We start from the raw sequence: 14,592 nt of genomic DNA, 5'->3' as shown, positions 1-14,592 counted from the left end.
CGGGGGCGCTTCGGCGCCGCATGCGCCACCGGCCCGTTCGCAGCGAAGGTGGGCTGAGGCAGGATGGCCGGCATGACGGATCGGGCGGTACTCGTGACCGGGGCCTCGCGGGGAATCGGCCGCGCGGTGGTGAAGGCGTTCGCGGCCGGCGGTGACCGGGTGGCGATCCACCACCGCGACTCCGCCGACGCGGCCGAGGAACTGCGCGCGCAGCTGCCCGGCGCCGGACACGTGGTGGTCCGCGCCGACCTCACCGATCCGGACGCGGTCCGGGTGATGGTCGACCGGGCGGCCGAGCTGCTCGGCGGGCTGGACGTGCTTGTCAACAACGCCGGGACGTACGGCGACCGCGACGACCCGCACCCGATCTTCGGCACCTCCTACGAGCAGTGGCAGCAACGCTGGCGGCAGGTGCTGGAGACCAACCTGACCGGCGCCGGCAACGTCACCTGGTGCGCCGCCCAACACATGCGTGAGCGCGGCGGGCGGATCGTCAACGTCTCGTCCCGTGGCGCGTTCCGCGGTGAGCCGGACCAGCCGGCGTACGGCGCCAGCAAGGCGGGGCTGAACGCGCTGGGCCAGTCCCTCGCCGTGGCGCTCGCGCCGTACGGCATCACGGTCGCCACCGTCGCGCCGGGCTTCGTGGCGACCGACATGACCACCGAGCACCTGCGCGGGGAGCGGGGCGCGGCCATCCGGGCGCAGAGCCCGTTCGACCGGGTGGGCCGACCGGAGGAGATCGCCGCCGCCGTGCACTGGCTGGCCTCACCACAGGCCGAGTGGGCCTCCGGCACGATCGTCGACCTGAACGGCGCCTCCTACCTGCGCAGCTGACCACCCACCCGGCCGCCACCGGGCCCACCAAGCCACGCTTCACGTCCTTTGCTCTGCTTCAACGCACGCAACACCTACGGCCTACAAGCGTTGCGCCGGTTGAAGCAGAGCAAAGGACGCGCACAAGGCGCTCGGGCCGGGCACGGCCGTGGCGTAAGGCGGTCGGAGGACCGGGCACGGCCGTCGCGCACGGCCCTCGACGGGCCGGGCACGGCCGTCGACGGCAAGCGCTCAGCGGGCTACCAGCGGCCGAGGCGGGTGGCGAGCACACTGAGGGCCGCCACCCCGGCGGTGGAGGTGCGCAGCACGGCCGGCCCGAGGCGTACGGGTCGCCCGCCGGCCTCGGCGAAGGCGGTCAGTTCGGCCGGGGCGATGCCACCCTCCGGGCCGACCACCAGGACGATCTCACCTGTGGAGGGCAGCTCGGCGGTGGTGAGCCGTTCCTCGGCCTCCTCGTGCAGCACGAAGCTGGCGGCGGCACCGGCGATCCGGCGGGCCACCGTGGCGGTTGACTCGTCCGGCGCACCGGCCACCACCGGCAGCCACGGCCGGCGGGCCTGCTTGGCCGCCTCCCGGGCGGTGGCCACCCACTTCTCCCGGGCGCGTACGCCCCGGTCGCCGCGCCACTGGGCCACCGAGCGCGAGGCCGCCCAGGGCACGATCTCGTCCACCCCGACCTCGGTCATGGCCTGCACGGCCAGCTCACCCCGGTCGCCCTTGGCGATGCCCTGCACCACCGCGATCCGGGGGACCGGCGCGTCCGCGTACCCCCGGGAGGTGATGGTGACCTCCAGGCTGCCTCGGCCGACGGCAGTGACCACGGCGGCGGCCGTGCCGCCCCGCCCGTCGGCGAGCAGCAGCTCCTCGCCGACGCGCAGCCGCTGGACGGTGGCGGCGTGGTGCCCCTCCGGGCCGTCCAGGGTCAGCGTGTCGCCGGTGGGCAGCGCCTCGACCAGGAACAGCGGTGCGGACACCTCAGGGGTGCCCGTTGAACGCGTCGCGCATCCGGGAGAAGAAGCCGCCCTGCTTGGACAACTCGGCGACCTCCTCACCACGGGTCTTGGCGAAGTCGCGCAGCATCTTTTCCTGGTCCGGGTCGAGCTTGGTCGGCGTCCGCACGTCCAGGTGCACGTAGAGGTCGCCTCGGCCGGTGCCGCGCAGGTGCGGCACGCCCCGGGCGCGCAGTCGCAGCGTGCTGGCCGGCTGGGTGCCGGCCTTGACGTCGACGGTCTCCTCGCTGTCCAGCGTCTTGATGGTCAGCCGGGTGCCCAGCGCCGCCGCCGTCATCGGCACGGTGACCCGGCAGTGCAGGTCGTCGCCCTTGCGGGAGTACACATCGTGCGGGCGCTCGTGGATCTCCACGTAGAGGTCACCGGCGGTGCCGCCACCGGGGCCCACCTCGCCCTGCTGGGCAAGCCGGATCCGCATGCCGTCCTCGACGCCGGCCGGGATCTTGACGGTCAGCGAGCGGCGGGTACGCACGCGACCGTCGCCGGCGCAGGTGGGGCAGGGGTGCGGGATGGTGGTGCCGTAGCCCTGGCACACGGTGCACGGCCGGGCGGAGACCACCTGGCCGAGGAAGGTGCGCTGCACCGACTGCACCTCGCCCCGACCGCCGCACGCCTCGCAGGTCGCCAGGTGCGTGCCGGCAGCCGTGCCGGCGCCCGAGCAGGTGGTGCAGAGCACCGCGGTGTCCACGGTGATCGGGGCCTCGACGCCGAACGCAGTTTCGTGCAGGTCGAGTTCGAGTCGCAGGATCGCGTCGGCGCCCGGGCGGGTACGCGGCCGTGGGCCACGGGCGCCACCTCCCGCGCCGCCGAAGAACGCGTCCATGATGTCCTGGAAACCGACGAACGGGCCGGCGCCTCCGGGACCGCCCGGACCTCCGGCGCCGCCGCCACCGGGGGCTAGCGGGTCGCCACCCAGGTCGACGATCTGCCGCTTCCGGTCGTCCGAGAGGACCTCGTACGCGGCGTTGATGTCCTTGAACTTCTCCTGAGCCTCCGGGTCCGGATTGACGTCCGGGTGGAACTGGCGCGCCAGCTTGCGGTAGGCGCGCTTGATCTCGTCATCGGAGGCTTCCCGGCTCACACCGAGAATGCCGTAGTAGTCCCTGGCCACTGCGTTCCGTGTCCTCATGTTCGTCTCGCGTTGCGCCGGTCGGCGGCCGCAGCCGGCCGCATCGGCCCTGACCAATCAGTTCTGGGCCAGCAACTCGCCCACGTAGCGTGCCACGGCGCGCACCGTGGCGATGTTGCCGGGGTAGTCCATCCGGGTGGGCCCCAGCACCCCCAGGCCGCCAACGATCGTGGTGCCCGGGCCGTACCCGGTGCTGACCACCGAGGCGGCGCGCAGGTTGTCGAACTCGTTCTCGTCGCCGATCAACACCCGGGTCGTGCTCGGCTCGGTCTCACCGATGAGCTTGAGCAGCACGACCTCCTCCTCCAGGGCCTCCAGGATCGGCCGCAGGGAACCCTGGAAGTCGAGCAGGCCACCCCGGGTGAGGTTGGCGGTGCCGGCGAGCGCGATCCGTTCCTCGTGCCGCTCGACAAGTGTCTCCAGCAGGACGGTGGCGAGCGTGGTCATGGTCGGGCGCAGCCCGGTCGGGGCTTCCTCGACAAGCGCCTGCACCAGGGGTGGCGTCTCGGACAGCCGGGCGTTGGCGAGCTTCTCGTTGATCAGTCGGCGCAGGTCGGTGACGTCGTCCGCGGGCACCGGCCCGGGCAGCTCCACGAGCCGCTGTTCCACCCGCCCGGTGTCCGCGATCATGACGAGCATCAGCCGGGTGGTGGAGATCGGCACCAGCTCCAGGTGACGCACCGAGGAGCGGGCCAGGCTCGGGTACTGCACGACGGCGACCTGCCGGGTCAGCTGGGCGAGCAGCCGCACCGTGCGGTGCACCACGTCGTCGAGGTCGACCGCGCCGACCAGGAAGCGTTCGATGGCCCGGCGCTCGGCCGGGCTGAGCGGCTTGACCCGGGACAACCTGTCGACGAAGAGGCGGTAGCCGCGGTCGGTGGGCACCCGGCCGGCACTTGTGTGCGGCTGCCGGATGTAGCCCTCCTCCTCCAGCACGGCCATGTCGTTGCGGACCGTGGCCGGGGAGACCCCGAGCTGGTGCCGCTCGACAAGCGCCTTGCTGCCGACCGGCTCCTGGGTGGAGACGTAGTCTTCGACGATGGCGCGGAGCACGGCGAGTTTCCGGTCGTCGAGACCCATCCTCCGCACCTCCTGTCGCACGTCTGCCGCCAGCGTTGTGGGCCGCCGGGCTGCCCTGGCACTCGACTGTAACGAGTGCCAGTCTACGTCGGCAGGCCCGCCGACGCGATGATCAACGGCCACCCGTCGGTGCGGCCCACGCCACCCCGTCGGGCCGATCGGCCGGTACGGCGGGGCGGTGTCGCTCTGGTGCGGCGTTGCCATCGGCCCTTACCGTGACATCCATGACTGAACCTCCTCGCCCTCCCGGGTCGGGCGACCCCGGCAACTACCCGCCGGAGCCAACCTCCCCAGGCCCGTCCCCGTCGGCCGAGCCGCCCACCGCACCACTGTCCGGGGCACCCGGTCCGGCCGGCTATCCCCCGGCCGGTGGCTATCCGCCGCCCCCCGGTGACCAACCGCCGTCAGGCGGCTACCCTCCGGCAGGCGGCTACCCCCCGGCCGGCGGCTACCCTCCGCCCGGCGGCTACCCCCCAGGCGGCTACCCGGCCGGTGGGGCCTACGGCGGCCCCGGTGGTGGCTACGCCAACAACGAGGACAAGACCTGGGCGCTTGTCGCGCACTTCGGCGGCGCCCTCGGCGCGCTTGTCAGCTTTGGTCCGCTGGGCTTCGTCGCCCCGCTCATCGCCTACCTGGCCCGCGGCCAGCAGTCGCCGACCGTCCGGGCGCACGCCCTCGCCGCCCTGAACTTCCAGATCCTCTGGTCGATCATCGCGTTCGTGCTGCTCTTCGTGAGCTGGTGCCTGCTCTTCCTGCCCAGCATCGCCGTCCTGGTGATCCAGATCCTGTTCGGGATCATCGCCGGCATCAAGGCCAACGAGGGCACCCCGTACCGCTACCCGATGACTGCCAACTTCATCAAGTGAACCGGGCCGGCCGCTCCCCCGGCCGGTCTGGAACACCGCTGCCCCGCTCCCGAAGCGGCGGGCCACTCAGGGCAGCAGGTCGCGGACGACCGCGTCGGCGAGCAACCGCCCACGCAGGGTGAGCACCGCCCGACCGGCGGCGTACTCGTCGGCGGCCAGCAGCCCGCCGGCCAACGCCCGTTCGGCGCCGGCCCGGCCGGTGGCGTCGAGCACCGCCAGTGGGAGGCCACTGGCCAGCCGCAGCCGGAGCATCACGTCCTCCATGTGCGCCTCGTCGACCGTGAGCACCTCCCGGGCCAGGCCGGGAGACGCGCCGGCGGCCAACCGCTGGGCGTACGCCGAGGGGTGTTTCACGTTCCACCAGCGCACCCCGCCGACGTGGCTGTGCGCCCCCGGCCCCAGCCCCCACCAGTCCGCGCCGGTCCAGTAGAGCAGGTTGTGCCGGCAGCGGGCCTCCTCGGTACTGGCCCAGTTGGAGACCTCGTACCAGGAGAGCCCGGCCGCGTCGAGCGCGGCCTCCGCGGCCAGGTAGCGGTCCGCGGCCACGTCGTCACTGGGGTACGCCAGCTCGCCGCGCCGCATCCGGGCCGCGAGCCGGGTGCCGTCCTCGACGATCAGGGCGTACGCGCTGACGTGGTCCACCCCGGCGGCGACGACCTGCTCCAGCGAGGCGGCGAAGTCCTCGGCCCGCTCCCCCGGCGTGCCGTAGATCAGGTCCAGGTTGACGTGCTCGAACCCGGCGTCGCGTGCCTCCAGGGCGGCGGCGGTGGCCCGGCCGGCGCTGTGTTTGCGATCCAGGATCGCCAGCACCCCCGGGGAGGCGGACTGCATGCCCAGCGAGATCCGGGTGTAGCCGGCGGCCCGCAGCAGCTTCAACGATTCCGGGGTGACCGACTCGGGGTTGGCCTCGGTGGTCACCTCGGCGTCGGCGGCCAGCCCCCAGGTGCGGTCGATGCCGTCGAGGATGCGGGCCAGGTCGTCGGCGGGGAGCAGGGTGGGCGTGCCGCCGCCGACGAAGACGGTGTCGACCCGGGGTGGCGGGTTGTCGCCGAGCACCCGGGCGGCGAGCGCCAGCTCGGCCAGGACGCTGTCGGCGTACGCCTCGCGGCTCGCGCCGCCGCCCAGCTCGGCGGCAGTGTAGGTGTTGAAGTCGCAGTAGCCGCAGCGGCTGGCGCAGAACGGAACGTGCACGTACACGCCGAAGCCGCGCGCGCCGACCGCCGAGGTGGCGGTGGCGGGCAACGATCCGTCGACGGGGACGGTCTCACCATCTGGAAGGACGCCGGGCATGGCCACTAGTGTGCCCGGCATGACCTCTCCCGACGTCCTCGTGCGGGTCGCCACGGCCCGTGGGGTGACCACCCTCACCCTGGACAGCCCGCACAACCGCAACGCGCTCTCCACCGGCCTGATGACCCAGCTGCTGGCCGGGCTGGCGGACGCGGTCGCCGACGAGGCGGTCCGCGTGATCGTGCTCGACCACACCGGCCCGGTCTTCTGCTCGGGCGCGGACCTGAAGGAGACCGCGGCGGCGTACGCCACCGGGAGGGTGCCGGCCGGCGTGCTGGGCGACGTGCTCGCGGCGCTCTGGGAGTGCCCGAAGCCGGTGCTGGCCCGGGTCGGCGGGCCGGCGCGGGCCGGTGGGCTGGGCCTGATCGCGGCCGCTGACCTGGCGGTCTGTGCCGACGAGGCGACGTTCGCGTTCACCGAGGTACGCATCGGGGTGATCCCGGCGGTGATCTCGGCGACCGTGCTTCCCCGGTTGCACCCCCGCGCCGCCGCCGAGCTGTATCTGACCGGGGACACCTTCGACGGCCGCCGGGCCGCGGAGATCGGCCTGGTCACGGCCTCGGTCCCGGCGGACGGGCTGGACGAGGCGGTACGGGGCTACTGCGACTCGTTGGTGCGCGGCGCGCCCGGGGCGCTGGCCGGCGCGAAGGAGCTGCTGCGCCGACCGGGCGCCGCCGAGCTGCGCGGTGATCTGGTCCGGCTGTCCGCCGTCTCGACCGGTTACTTCCTGTCCGACGAGGGGCGCGAGGGGGTCAGCGCGTTCCGGGAGAAGCGACTGACTCGATGGGTGGCCGCTCTCGACGTCTGAGCATCCGGGTGGGGCCTACCCTTCGCCGGTCCTTTGCTCTGCTTCAACCGGCGCAACGACCACTGTCCGGATATCGGACACCCGCTGTTGCGTCCGGTGAAGCAGAGCAAAGGACGCAGACGAGGGGGTCGCCCCCGGCCAGTCCGGGCGGGCTGGGCGCCGCCGTCGTTCGGCGGCGCCCCGGTGTCCTGCCGGGTCACCAGGCGGTCGCGCCACCGTCGACCGGGTAGTTCGCCCCGGTGATGTACGACGCCCGGTCGGACGCGAGGAAGACCACCAGCTCGACGACCTCCTCGGGGCGCGCGAAGCGCTTGAGGAGCGTCTTGGCGGTGATGGCGTCCCGCGCCTCCTGGTTGTCACCGAGGTCGCGTTCGCTGGCCGGGGTGAGGGTGGGCCCGGGGCTGACCGCCACCGCGCGGATCCCGTGGGGCGCGCCTTCGAGCGCGAGCTGTCGCGTCATGCCGATGATGCCGGCGTTCGCGGCGGTGTGACCGACCATCGGCGGGACGTGGCCGCCGATCATCCCGGCCATGGAGGCGGCGCTGATGATGACACCGCCACCGCGCCGGACCAGGTGCGGCCAGGCGAACTTCGACACGAAGTACGGAATGTCGAGTTCGCCGGTGATGGTGTAGCGCCAGTCCTGCACGGAGAAGTCGGGCATCGGGCCGAAGCGGAGCGCGGCCGCGTTGTTGTAGACCACGTCGAGCCCGTCGTAGGCGGCGGCAGCGTCGTCGACGAGCTTGTGCACCTGCTCGGGGTCGGTGAGGTCGACCGGCGCGATGCCGGTCATCTCCCCGCCGGCGCGGCGGACGAGTTCGACGGTCTCGTCGTTACCGGCGACCTGGAGGTCGGCCCCGACGACCTTCGCGCCCTCGCGTGCGAAGGTCAGCGCCGCGACGCGGCCCAGGCCACCGCCGGTGCCGGTGATCAGCACGACCTTGCCTTCGAGCGTTCCCATGGAACTCCTCCTTGTTCGGTGACCAACCCGCCCGACTGTGGGTGGCAGGTCGGATTGACATGTCAACAGGGTTAAGTCCTTGACCGGTCAATCGCTTCCCGTTGCCGGTTACCCGGTGACGCTCACGACAGGCCTGCCCCGGCCGGGAGACAGGAAGCGGCGGCAGGTGAGATCACGACCGGAGCGGGAACGTCGCCAACCGGTACGCGGCAGCGGAGCCGACCCGAACCGGTCGGAGTCGGCCAGGGTGGTCCCGAACCGCTCGGACGACCCGGAGACGCCCTGCGGGGACGTACGCTTGGCAGACTGTCGATCTGGGGGTGTGGGTGCGAACTCGGGCAACCGTGGCGGGTGGAGTGGTGCTCATCCTCGTCGCCGTGATCGCTATCTGGCTCGTCGTACGGCAGGTCGGCGACAACCTCACGTTGCCGCTTGTGGCACGGAAGTGCACCGTGCAGGCCGACGGGCGGGTCGCGCTGGACGCCGACCAGATGGCCAACGCGGCGACCATCGCGGCGATCGGCGCGAAGCGCGGCATGCCCGAGCGGGCCGTCGTGGTCGCGCTCTCCACCGCGTACCAGGAGTCCGGGCTGCGCAATCTCGCCGACGGCGACCGCGACTCGGTCGGCCTGTTCCAGCAGCGACCGAGCCAGGGCTGGGGCACCCCGGCGCAGATCCGCGACCCGCGCTACGCGGCCAACCGGTTCTACGCGGCCCTCAAGAAGGTGCGCGGCTGGGAGAAGATGCGCGTCACCGATGCCGCCCAGCGCGTGCAGCGCTCGGCGTTCCCCGAGGCGTACCAGAAGTGGGCCGACGACTCCGAGGTGCTCAGCCGGGCCCTGCTGGGCGACGCCAGCGGCGCGGTCGCCTGCACGGTGGGGCGTACCCCGGCGATGCACGGCGCGGCGGCGGCCGCGCAGCTGACCCGCAACCTGGTGCTGGACTGGGGGTTGAAGGGCACCGACCCGACCGACCAGACCGGGTTGGCGGTGACTCCGGGCGACCAACGCGACGGCTGGCGCTACGCGCACTGGCTGGTGTCGCACGCCCAGGACCACGGCGTGAAGCGGGTCCGCTTCGGGGACCTGGAGTGGACCGCCCGCGACGGCTCATGGGGGCGGGTGGATGGCCAGCAGAGCCCCGCCGGCCAGGTCGTGGCCGAGGTGTTCAACGAGGGTTGACCGACCCGGATCTCTTTACCGGCAGTCACCGCACAATCGGTCAACGCACCCCAAAGCGCGCTATTGATCGCCCGGATCTCACTCTGTGCGTTTCTCTCGCTGCACGGGGTCCCACTGCGGCCAAATCCCGCACCGCACCCTCCCCGAGGCATGGACGACCGCGTTACGATCGGCGGCCTGTGCCAGAAAAGGTTTCACCTCATGGGGAGGGGTACGACGCGGTGTTCGATTACGGCGACCGGACCGGTTACGAACCGATCAGCGACACTGACCGCAAGGAGTTCCACGAGCAGGGCTTCCTCCTGCTGCGCAACGTCCTGACGGAGGACCACCGGGCGGCGCTGGAGGCGGCGGTCGACCGCGTCTACGCGGAGGAGCAGGCCAAGGGCACCACCAAGAAGGACGGCACCCTGCACCTGCTGGGCTTCCTGGAGCGCGACGAGCTCTTCGGTGAGCTGCTGACCCACCCGATCGCCTTCCCGTACATGTGGGGACTGGCCGGCTGGAACATCTACACCCACCACAACCACCTGGACGTCACCCCGCCGGCCGCCGAGCCGGAGAAGCCGTACTGGGGTTGGCACCAGGACGGGTACCGGCAGAACTCCGACCCGGAGACGATGGACCCGAACCTGCCCCGGCCGATGTTCTCGCTGAAGGTCGCCTACGTGCTGTCGGACCTCTCCGAGACGGGGCGCGGCGCCACCAAGGTCATCCCGGGCAGCCACCTGAAGAACTCGCTGCCCCGGCCGGCGGACCTCACCGTGCAGAACCCCGACCCGGAGGGCACGGTGGAGATCACCGCGAACCCGGGCGACGCCTTCATCTTCGACCGTCGGCAGTGGCACTCCCGGTCGACGAACCTGTCGACCATCACCCGCAAGATGCTCTTCGTCGGCTACACCTACCGGTGGATCCGTCCGCTGGACGAGCTGCACCCCGACGTGAACGGCGAGTGGTACCGCAACCGCACCCCCGTCCAGCGCCAGCTGATCGGTGAGGGCACCCACACCGCCAACTACTGGGGCATCAACTGGGACGGGTACGTCGACGACGAGATCCCGCTGCGCAAGGAGCTCAAGGAGCGCGGTCTGCTCGACCGCAACATCCCCTGGCTCCGCTGATCCCCTGCTCGTAGAACGGCCCCCTGCCACCGCTGGGCGATGGCAGGGGGCCGTTTCACGTCCGCTCCCTGGCGAGCGCGTTCCGGGCCACCGGCCGCCGCACGGTCGGTAGCGTGGCGGGTGTGCGGGGTCGGGGCGCAGCGCCCCAGCCAGGGCGCGGGGTGGCACAGGAGGCAGCCGCAGTGACGTCCGCTCCGCTTCCCCGGATCCTCCGCCGCCGCGGCGAACCGGAGTACCCGACCTTCCTGGAACTCTTCTTCGACCTGGTCTACATCTTCATGTTCTCCCGGCTCGCTGCCAGCCTGGCCGAGAACCTCACCGTCCGGGGCGCCGCGCAGACCGCCGTCCTGCTGCTGGCCGCCTGGTGGGTCTGGGTGCTGACCGCGTGGCTCACCGACCTGTTCAACCCCCGACTGCCGATCATCCAGGCGACCGTCCTGCTGGTCATGCTCGGCACCCTGCTGATGGCGATCGCGACGCCGTACGCCTTCGGCCGTTACGGCTGGCTCTTCGTCGCGGCGTACTTCGGCATCCACCTGGCCCGGGACGCCGTCCTGATCCCCGGCACGCGAGTGAACCGGCCGATCCAGGCCAGGAGCATCCGGGTGTTCTTCTGGTTCGGCGTCACCGTGACACCCTGGGTGGCCGGTGTGTTCGTGGACGAGACCGCTCGACTGGTGCTCTGGTCGCTCGCGGTGGCGGTCGACCTCGGCTCGGCCCGGATCGGCTGGCCGACGCCGGGGTTGGGGCGTACCGAGCTCACCAGCCAGATCTTCACCGGGGTGCACCTCTCCGAGCGGCACCGGGCGATCTTCATCGTCGCGCTCGGCGAGTTGATCCTGAGCACCGGCACGGGGCTGGCCGGCAGCGGATTCACCGCCGGCGCGGTGGCCACCGGCGCGGTCGCGTTCGTCAGCGCGGTCCTGCTGTTCCAGCTCTACTTCCAGCGGGTCCAGCGGATCCTGGCGCCACCGACCGTCGCAACTGTGGAACGGGTCCGCTCCGGCACCTCCACCTCGTACAGCCATCTGGTCATGGTCGCCGGGGTGGTGTTGGTTTCGGCCAGCACCTCGACGGTCATCGACCGGCCATCCGGCCACGCCCCGGTCGGGCTGATGGTCGCCACCCTCGGCGGACCGATCCTCTTCCTGCTCGGCAGCATCCTGTTCGATGCCGTGGTGACCGGTCGGATCCTCTGGTCCCGGGTGCTGGCGATCGTGGTGTTGTGTGCCCTGATGGCACCCGCCACACTCCTGCTCTCGCCCCTGACCGCACTGGTGTTGGCGAACCTGGTCCTGCTGATCACCCTGGTCGGGGAAGGGCTGGCCGCGCGCAGCCGCCGGGTCGGGGCCGCCGCGCCAGCATGATGTCAGCGCAGCATCGGCGGTGCCGGTGTACGCGCGTGCTGCCGGGTGCTCACCAGGTTCGCCGCGGCGATCAGCGCCAGCACGGTCATGGCGAGCAGCGCGACCAGCACCGGCGGCAGCAGGGGCGTGGCCGGCGCCACGCACGCCAACAGCACCAGCCCGGCCGACCGGGACCGCGAGATCCGCCCGAACACCGTGAAGTCGAGTACGCCCCGTCCGACCAGGTACAACGCGGGGCCACCGAGGATGACCGCGGCCCACGACGGCGGGGTCTCGCCCGACGGGCGACCCACCACCAGGTGACTGGTGACCGCCGCGCCGACGATTCCGGCCACCATGATCAGATGGGTGACCGCCGCGGACTGGGTGAGCAGCGCCGGGTTGGACGACCTGGCGATCGCCTCGGTCAGCAGCTCACCGGCCCGGTAGATGTAGATCCGCCACATCAGCACCACCGTGCCGAACACCACCGCCAGCGCCCAGGCCCGTTCCATCGTGTACTCGCTCATGCTGAAGGTCGTTCCGGTCACGAAGAGCGAGACACCGAGCGCGACGATGACGAACTGCCGGTAACGCTCGGCCACCCGCCCGCCGGCCAGCCGCCAGTCGCGTGGCCGTGAGCGGCCGATCCCGGGCACCGGCCAGCCCAACGCCGCTGCGACATACTCGACGGCGACAGCGAGCGCCCAGATCGCCAACTGCCCCGAACCGCCGACGAGCGCGCCACCGATCCAGCCGATGCCGGCGACGGCCTCCCAGGTCAGGATCCGGAGGCTGCGACGCGGCGGCCTCCTGAGCGAGACGACCAGGACGGAGTAGAACGCGGTAACGAGGTGGATGACCACGTACGTGGCGGCGAAGAACAGCCGGCGATCGCCGTACGCATCGGCCGCTAGCGCGGCCAACAGCAGGCTGGCCGCCGCCACCCAGATGAACTGCACCTGCCCGGCCGGGCGGGTCAGGTCGACGCTGTCCGCCGCCCACACGGTCAAGGCCCAGATCATCGTGAACGCGAGCAGCAGCACCAGGGTCCCGGCGGCGCCGGTCCAGCTCAGCTCGTCGGCCAGCACCGTCGCCAAGGTAACCAGCGCGAAGACGTAGACGAGGTCGAAGAAGAGTTCCAGGAACGCCGGACGCTTGAAGTCCGGATCGGTGGGTGCAGTCGGCGCGGCACCACCGTCCGTTGCCATCGACATCGCGCTCCACCCGGTCCCCGCCGCACGCCCTCCGTGGGACAATACGGGCAAGTCGGCCGTCGGGCTCGTCATCGGGGTTCTTCCGGGCCGAATCCCCCAGTGTGCCGGTCGGTGCTCCCCGGACGCCGTGGCGGGATCGCGGCGGACGCCGTCGCGGCCGGTCAGCCCCGGGAGGCGAGGCGTCGGCGGACCTTCTCCCGGATCTGCTCCGGCAGGCCCTCCGCGTCGAGCAGCCGAGGCAACAACTCCGGCTCCAGGCTGGTCGCCCGGAACACCTCGCCGATGGTCACACCGTGCGCGGGCCGGTCCACCACCTCGACCGGGTCGCCCGCGCCGATCTCCCCCTCGCGCAGCACCCGCAGGTAGGCCCCGGGCGACGCCCGGACGGTGAACCGCTTGATCAGATCCGGTACGCCCCAGAACCCGGCGAAGGTTGTGCAGGGGGTGCGCGGCTTGGTGACCTGGAGCAGGGCGGACCCGACCTGCCACTGCTCGCCGATCACCGCGCCCGTCACGTCGACCGCGTAGGTGGTCAGGTTCTCGCCGAAGCTGCCGGGCGGGATGGCGCGGCCCATTTCGGCCGCCCACCAGGCGGCGTCCTCCTCGGCGTAGGCGTAGACCGCCTGGTCAGGACCACCGTGATGGGCCCGCTCGCCGATGAAATCGCCAGCCAGACCGCCGGTGAGCAGCGACACCGGGCCGTCGACCGACCGCTTGTCGATGCCGCTGCGGCCGCTCGCGTCGCCCGCCCACCCAGCCTCGGTCACGATGCCGAGGTTCACCGCTGCCACCCTGCCCGTCATGACCGTCAGCTTAACGGCGCTTCGCTGTCCGGAGGGGCCACCGCGCACCCGAAGAGGAAAGTACTTTCCAACTAGGAAACTACATGCTCTACTTGCCTAGCAGGAAAGCACTCGCCTAACCCTCAAGGAGCAGCCATGACCGAGCCTGGCATCACTCCCGCGTCAGCCGCCGACGCGCTCGCCGAAATCCACGCCCGCCGCGACCAGGTCGTCACCGCCACGCTCATTCCCCACTGGTATTGGCCTGCGCTGGGAGGGCTCATCGTCGCCTTCACCGCCGCCGTGGAGACCCACCGGCCGTGGCTGGTCGCGGTCGGTTCGGTGGCGTACGCGATCGGTCTGGCCGCCGTCGTGGGTCGAGTCGTGGTGCGGCACCGGGCCCAGGTCCGCACCAGCCTCATCGGCGTACACGGCGCGATCACCATCGCCGGTTACGTGCTAGTCCTGGTCGCACTCAGCCTCGGCACCGGCTTCGCCGCCGAGGCCGCCGGCCTGGCCTGGCCCGCGACGATCGGCGCGATCACCACCGCCGGCGCGATGACCGCCACCGGGCTGCCGCTGATGCGCTACCTTCGCCGGGTGATGATCACTCGACCGCTGGGCGGCGGCAGGTGAGCACTTCCCGATTCGACGAGCTGATCCACGCGCCGACCCGACTGTCCCTGGTGAGCCTGCTCGCGGCCACCGAGTGGGCGGAGTTCCGCTACCTGCGCGAGCAGCTCGGGCTCTCCGACTCGGCGCTGTCCAAGCAGCTCACCACATTGGAGCAGGTCGGGTACGTGGAGATTCGCAAGAGCTTCGTGGGCAAGCGCCCGCGTACCTCGGTGACCCTGAGCAGCGCCGGTCGGGCGGCGTTCGACGGGCACGTGGCGGCGTTGCAGGAGATCGTCGCCCGGTCGGGGTTCACCGTCCTGCCCGGCGGTTGACCACCGGCCCCGGTGAT

Annotated in this window: 15 protein-coding genes; 8 read left to right on the top strand and 7 right to left on the bottom strand. The window is 71.8% G+C overall.

Going from position 1 to position 14,592, the window contains the following annotated elements; all coding sequences use genetic code 11:
• Positions 1-72 precede the first annotated feature (72 nt).
• Positions 73-834, top strand: coding sequence for an SDR family NAD(P)-dependent oxidoreductase (locus tag ACLQ3B_RS00365; RefSeq protein WP_425776310.1), 762 nt, complete (start codon positions 73-75; stop codon positions 832-834).
• Between the two features lie 239 nt (positions 835-1,073).
• On the opposite strand, the gene ACLQ3B_RS00360 is transcribed toward ACLQ3B_RS00365, so the two are convergent.
• From ACLQ3B_RS00360 to hrcA, 3 genes are all read right to left on the bottom strand, one after another.
• Positions 1,074-1,808, bottom strand: a complete 735-nt coding sequence (locus ACLQ3B_RS00360; RefSeq protein ID WP_425776308.1) for a 16S rRNA (uracil(1498)-N(3))-methyltransferase — start codon at positions 1,806-1,808, stop codon at positions 1,074-1,076.
• A gap of 1 nt (position 1,809) precedes the next feature.
• Positions 1,810-2,955 carry a molecular chaperone DnaJ gene (gene dnaJ / locus ACLQ3B_RS00355; RefSeq protein WP_425777985.1) on the bottom strand — a complete coding sequence of 382 codons (1,146 nt, stop codon included), beginning with the start codon at positions 2,953-2,955 and terminating at the stop codon, positions 1,810-1,812.
• A gap of 75 nt (positions 2,956-3,030) precedes the next feature.
• Complete coding sequence (gene hrcA, locus ACLQ3B_RS00350) at positions 3,031-4,053, bottom strand: heat-inducible transcriptional repressor HrcA (RefSeq protein WP_091409786.1); 1,023 nt, start codon at positions 4,051-4,053, stop codon at positions 3,031-3,033.
• 224 nt (positions 4,054-4,277) lie between these two features.
• On the opposite strand from hrcA, the gene ACLQ3B_RS00345 reads away from it, so the two are divergent.
• Positions 4,278-4,919 carry a DUF4870 domain-containing protein gene (locus ACLQ3B_RS00345; RefSeq protein WP_425776307.1) on the top strand — a complete coding sequence of 214 codons (642 nt, stop codon included), beginning with the start codon at positions 4,278-4,280 and terminating at the stop codon, positions 4,917-4,919.
• A gap of 66 nt (positions 4,920-4,985) precedes the next feature.
• Here the strand turns inward: ACLQ3B_RS00345 and hemW are convergent, their stop codons facing one another.
• Entirely contained in the window at positions 4,986-6,209 is a 1,224-nt protein-coding gene (gene hemW, locus ACLQ3B_RS00340) for a radical SAM family heme chaperone HemW (RefSeq protein ID WP_425777984.1), read from the bottom strand.
• A gap of 19 nt (positions 6,210-6,228) precedes the next feature.
• Here hemW and ACLQ3B_RS00335 point away from each other — a divergent pair, with 19 nt between their 5' ends.
• Positions 6,229-7,017 (top strand): enoyl-CoA hydratase-related protein, encoded by a 789-nt coding sequence (locus ACLQ3B_RS00335; protein WP_425776305.1) that lies wholly within the window; start codon positions 6,229-6,231, stop codon positions 7,015-7,017.
• A gap of 196 nt (positions 7,018-7,213) precedes the next feature.
• Here ACLQ3B_RS00335 and ACLQ3B_RS00330 read toward each other — a convergent pair whose 3' ends face one another.
• The gene (locus tag ACLQ3B_RS00330; RefSeq protein WP_425776304.1) at positions 7,214-7,978 is read right to left on the bottom strand and encodes an SDR family NAD(P)-dependent oxidoreductase; all 765 of its coding nucleotides are present in this window, start codon (positions 7,976-7,978) and stop codon (positions 7,214-7,216) included.
• A gap of 320 nt (positions 7,979-8,298) precedes the next feature.
• Here ACLQ3B_RS00330 and ACLQ3B_RS00325 point away from each other — a divergent pair, with 320 nt between their 5' ends.
• The 3 genes from ACLQ3B_RS00325 to ACLQ3B_RS00315 all read left to right on the top strand — a co-directional run bounded on the left by ACLQ3B_RS00325 (position 8,299) and on the right by ACLQ3B_RS00315 (position 11,650).
• Positions 8,299-9,159 (top strand): hypothetical protein, encoded by an 861-nt coding sequence (locus ACLQ3B_RS00325; RefSeq protein WP_425776302.1) that lies wholly within the window; start codon positions 8,299-8,301, stop codon positions 9,157-9,159.
• Between the two features lie 221 nt (positions 9,160-9,380).
• Positions 9,381-10,283, top strand: coding sequence for a phytanoyl-CoA dioxygenase family protein (locus ACLQ3B_RS00320; protein WP_091409805.1), 903 nt, complete (start codon positions 9,381-9,383; stop codon positions 10,281-10,283).
• Between the two features lie 182 nt (positions 10,284-10,465).
• Positions 10,466-11,650 (top strand): low temperature requirement protein A, encoded by a 1,185-nt coding sequence (locus ACLQ3B_RS00315; protein WP_425776300.1) that lies wholly within the window; start codon positions 10,466-10,468, stop codon positions 11,648-11,650.
• Positions 11,651-11,652: 2 nt separating this feature from the next.
• Here ACLQ3B_RS00315 and ACLQ3B_RS00310 read toward each other — a convergent pair whose 3' ends face one another.
• Entirely contained in the window at positions 11,653-12,846 is a 1,194-nt protein-coding gene (locus ACLQ3B_RS00310) for a low temperature requirement protein A (protein ID WP_425776298.1), read from the bottom strand.
• 161 nt (positions 12,847-13,007) lie between these two features.
• Entirely contained in the window at positions 13,008-13,649 is a 642-nt protein-coding gene (locus tag ACLQ3B_RS00305; RefSeq protein WP_425776296.1) for an MOSC domain-containing protein, read from the bottom strand.
• 135 nt (positions 13,650-13,784) lie between these two features.
• Between ACLQ3B_RS00305 and ACLQ3B_RS00300 the strand changes: the two genes are divergently transcribed.
• Positions 13,785-14,264: a hypothetical protein gene (locus ACLQ3B_RS00300; protein WP_425776294.1), complete on the top strand. Its 480-nt coding sequence runs from the start codon at positions 13,785-13,787 to the stop codon at positions 14,262-14,264.
• Positions 14,261-14,575, top strand: a complete 315-nt coding sequence (locus tag ACLQ3B_RS00295; protein ID WP_328652539.1) for a transcriptional regulator — start codon at positions 14,261-14,263, stop codon at positions 14,573-14,575. The genes ACLQ3B_RS00300 and ACLQ3B_RS00295 overlap by 4 nt, the downstream gene beginning before the upstream one ends.
• Positions 14,576-14,592 lie beyond the last annotated feature (17 nt).

It is taken from the genome of Micromonospora sp. DT53 (assembly GCF_049841535.1).
GTDB lineage: Bacteria > Actinomycetota > Actinomycetes > Mycobacteriales > Micromonosporaceae > Micromonospora.
The sequence above is the reverse complement of the archived record's forward strand: the minus strand, read 5'-3'. Positions and strand labels throughout refer to the sequence as shown.

Bases quoted from the DNA above. Each gene is read 5' to 3' on its own strand.
- ACLQ3B_RS00335 (WP_425776305.1), top strand. From the start codon at position 6,229: ATGACCTCTCCCGACGTCCTCGTGCGGGTCGCCACGGCCCGTGGGGTG.
- ACLQ3B_RS00345 (WP_425776307.1), top strand. From the start codon at position 4,278: ATGACTGAACCTCCTCGCCCTCCCGGGTCGGGCGACCCCGGCAACTAC.
- ACLQ3B_RS00305 (WP_425776296.1), bottom strand. From the start codon at position 13,649: ATGACGGGCAGGGTGGCAGCGGTGAACCTCGGCATCGTGACCGAGGCT.
- ACLQ3B_RS00365 (WP_425776310.1), top strand. From the start codon at position 73: ATGACGGATCGGGCGGTACTCGTGACCGGGGCCTCGCGGGGAATCGGC.
- ACLQ3B_RS00310 (WP_425776298.1), bottom strand. From the start codon at position 12,846: ATGTCGATGGCAACGGACGGTGGTGCCGCGCCGACTGCACCCACCGAT.
- ACLQ3B_RS00330 (WP_425776304.1), bottom strand. From the start codon at position 7,978: ATGGGAACGCTCGAAGGCAAGGTCGTGCTGATCACCGGCACCGGCGGT.
- ACLQ3B_RS00300 (WP_425776294.1), top strand. From the start codon at position 13,785: ATGACCGAGCCTGGCATCACTCCCGCGTCAGCCGCCGACGCGCTCGCC.
- hemW (WP_425777984.1), bottom strand. From the start codon at position 6,209: ATGCCCGGCGTCCTTCCAGATGGTGAGACCGTCCCCGTCGACGGATCG.
- hrcA (WP_091409786.1), bottom strand. From the start codon at position 4,053: ATGGGTCTCGACGACCGGAAACTCGCCGTGCTCCGCGCCATCGTCGAA.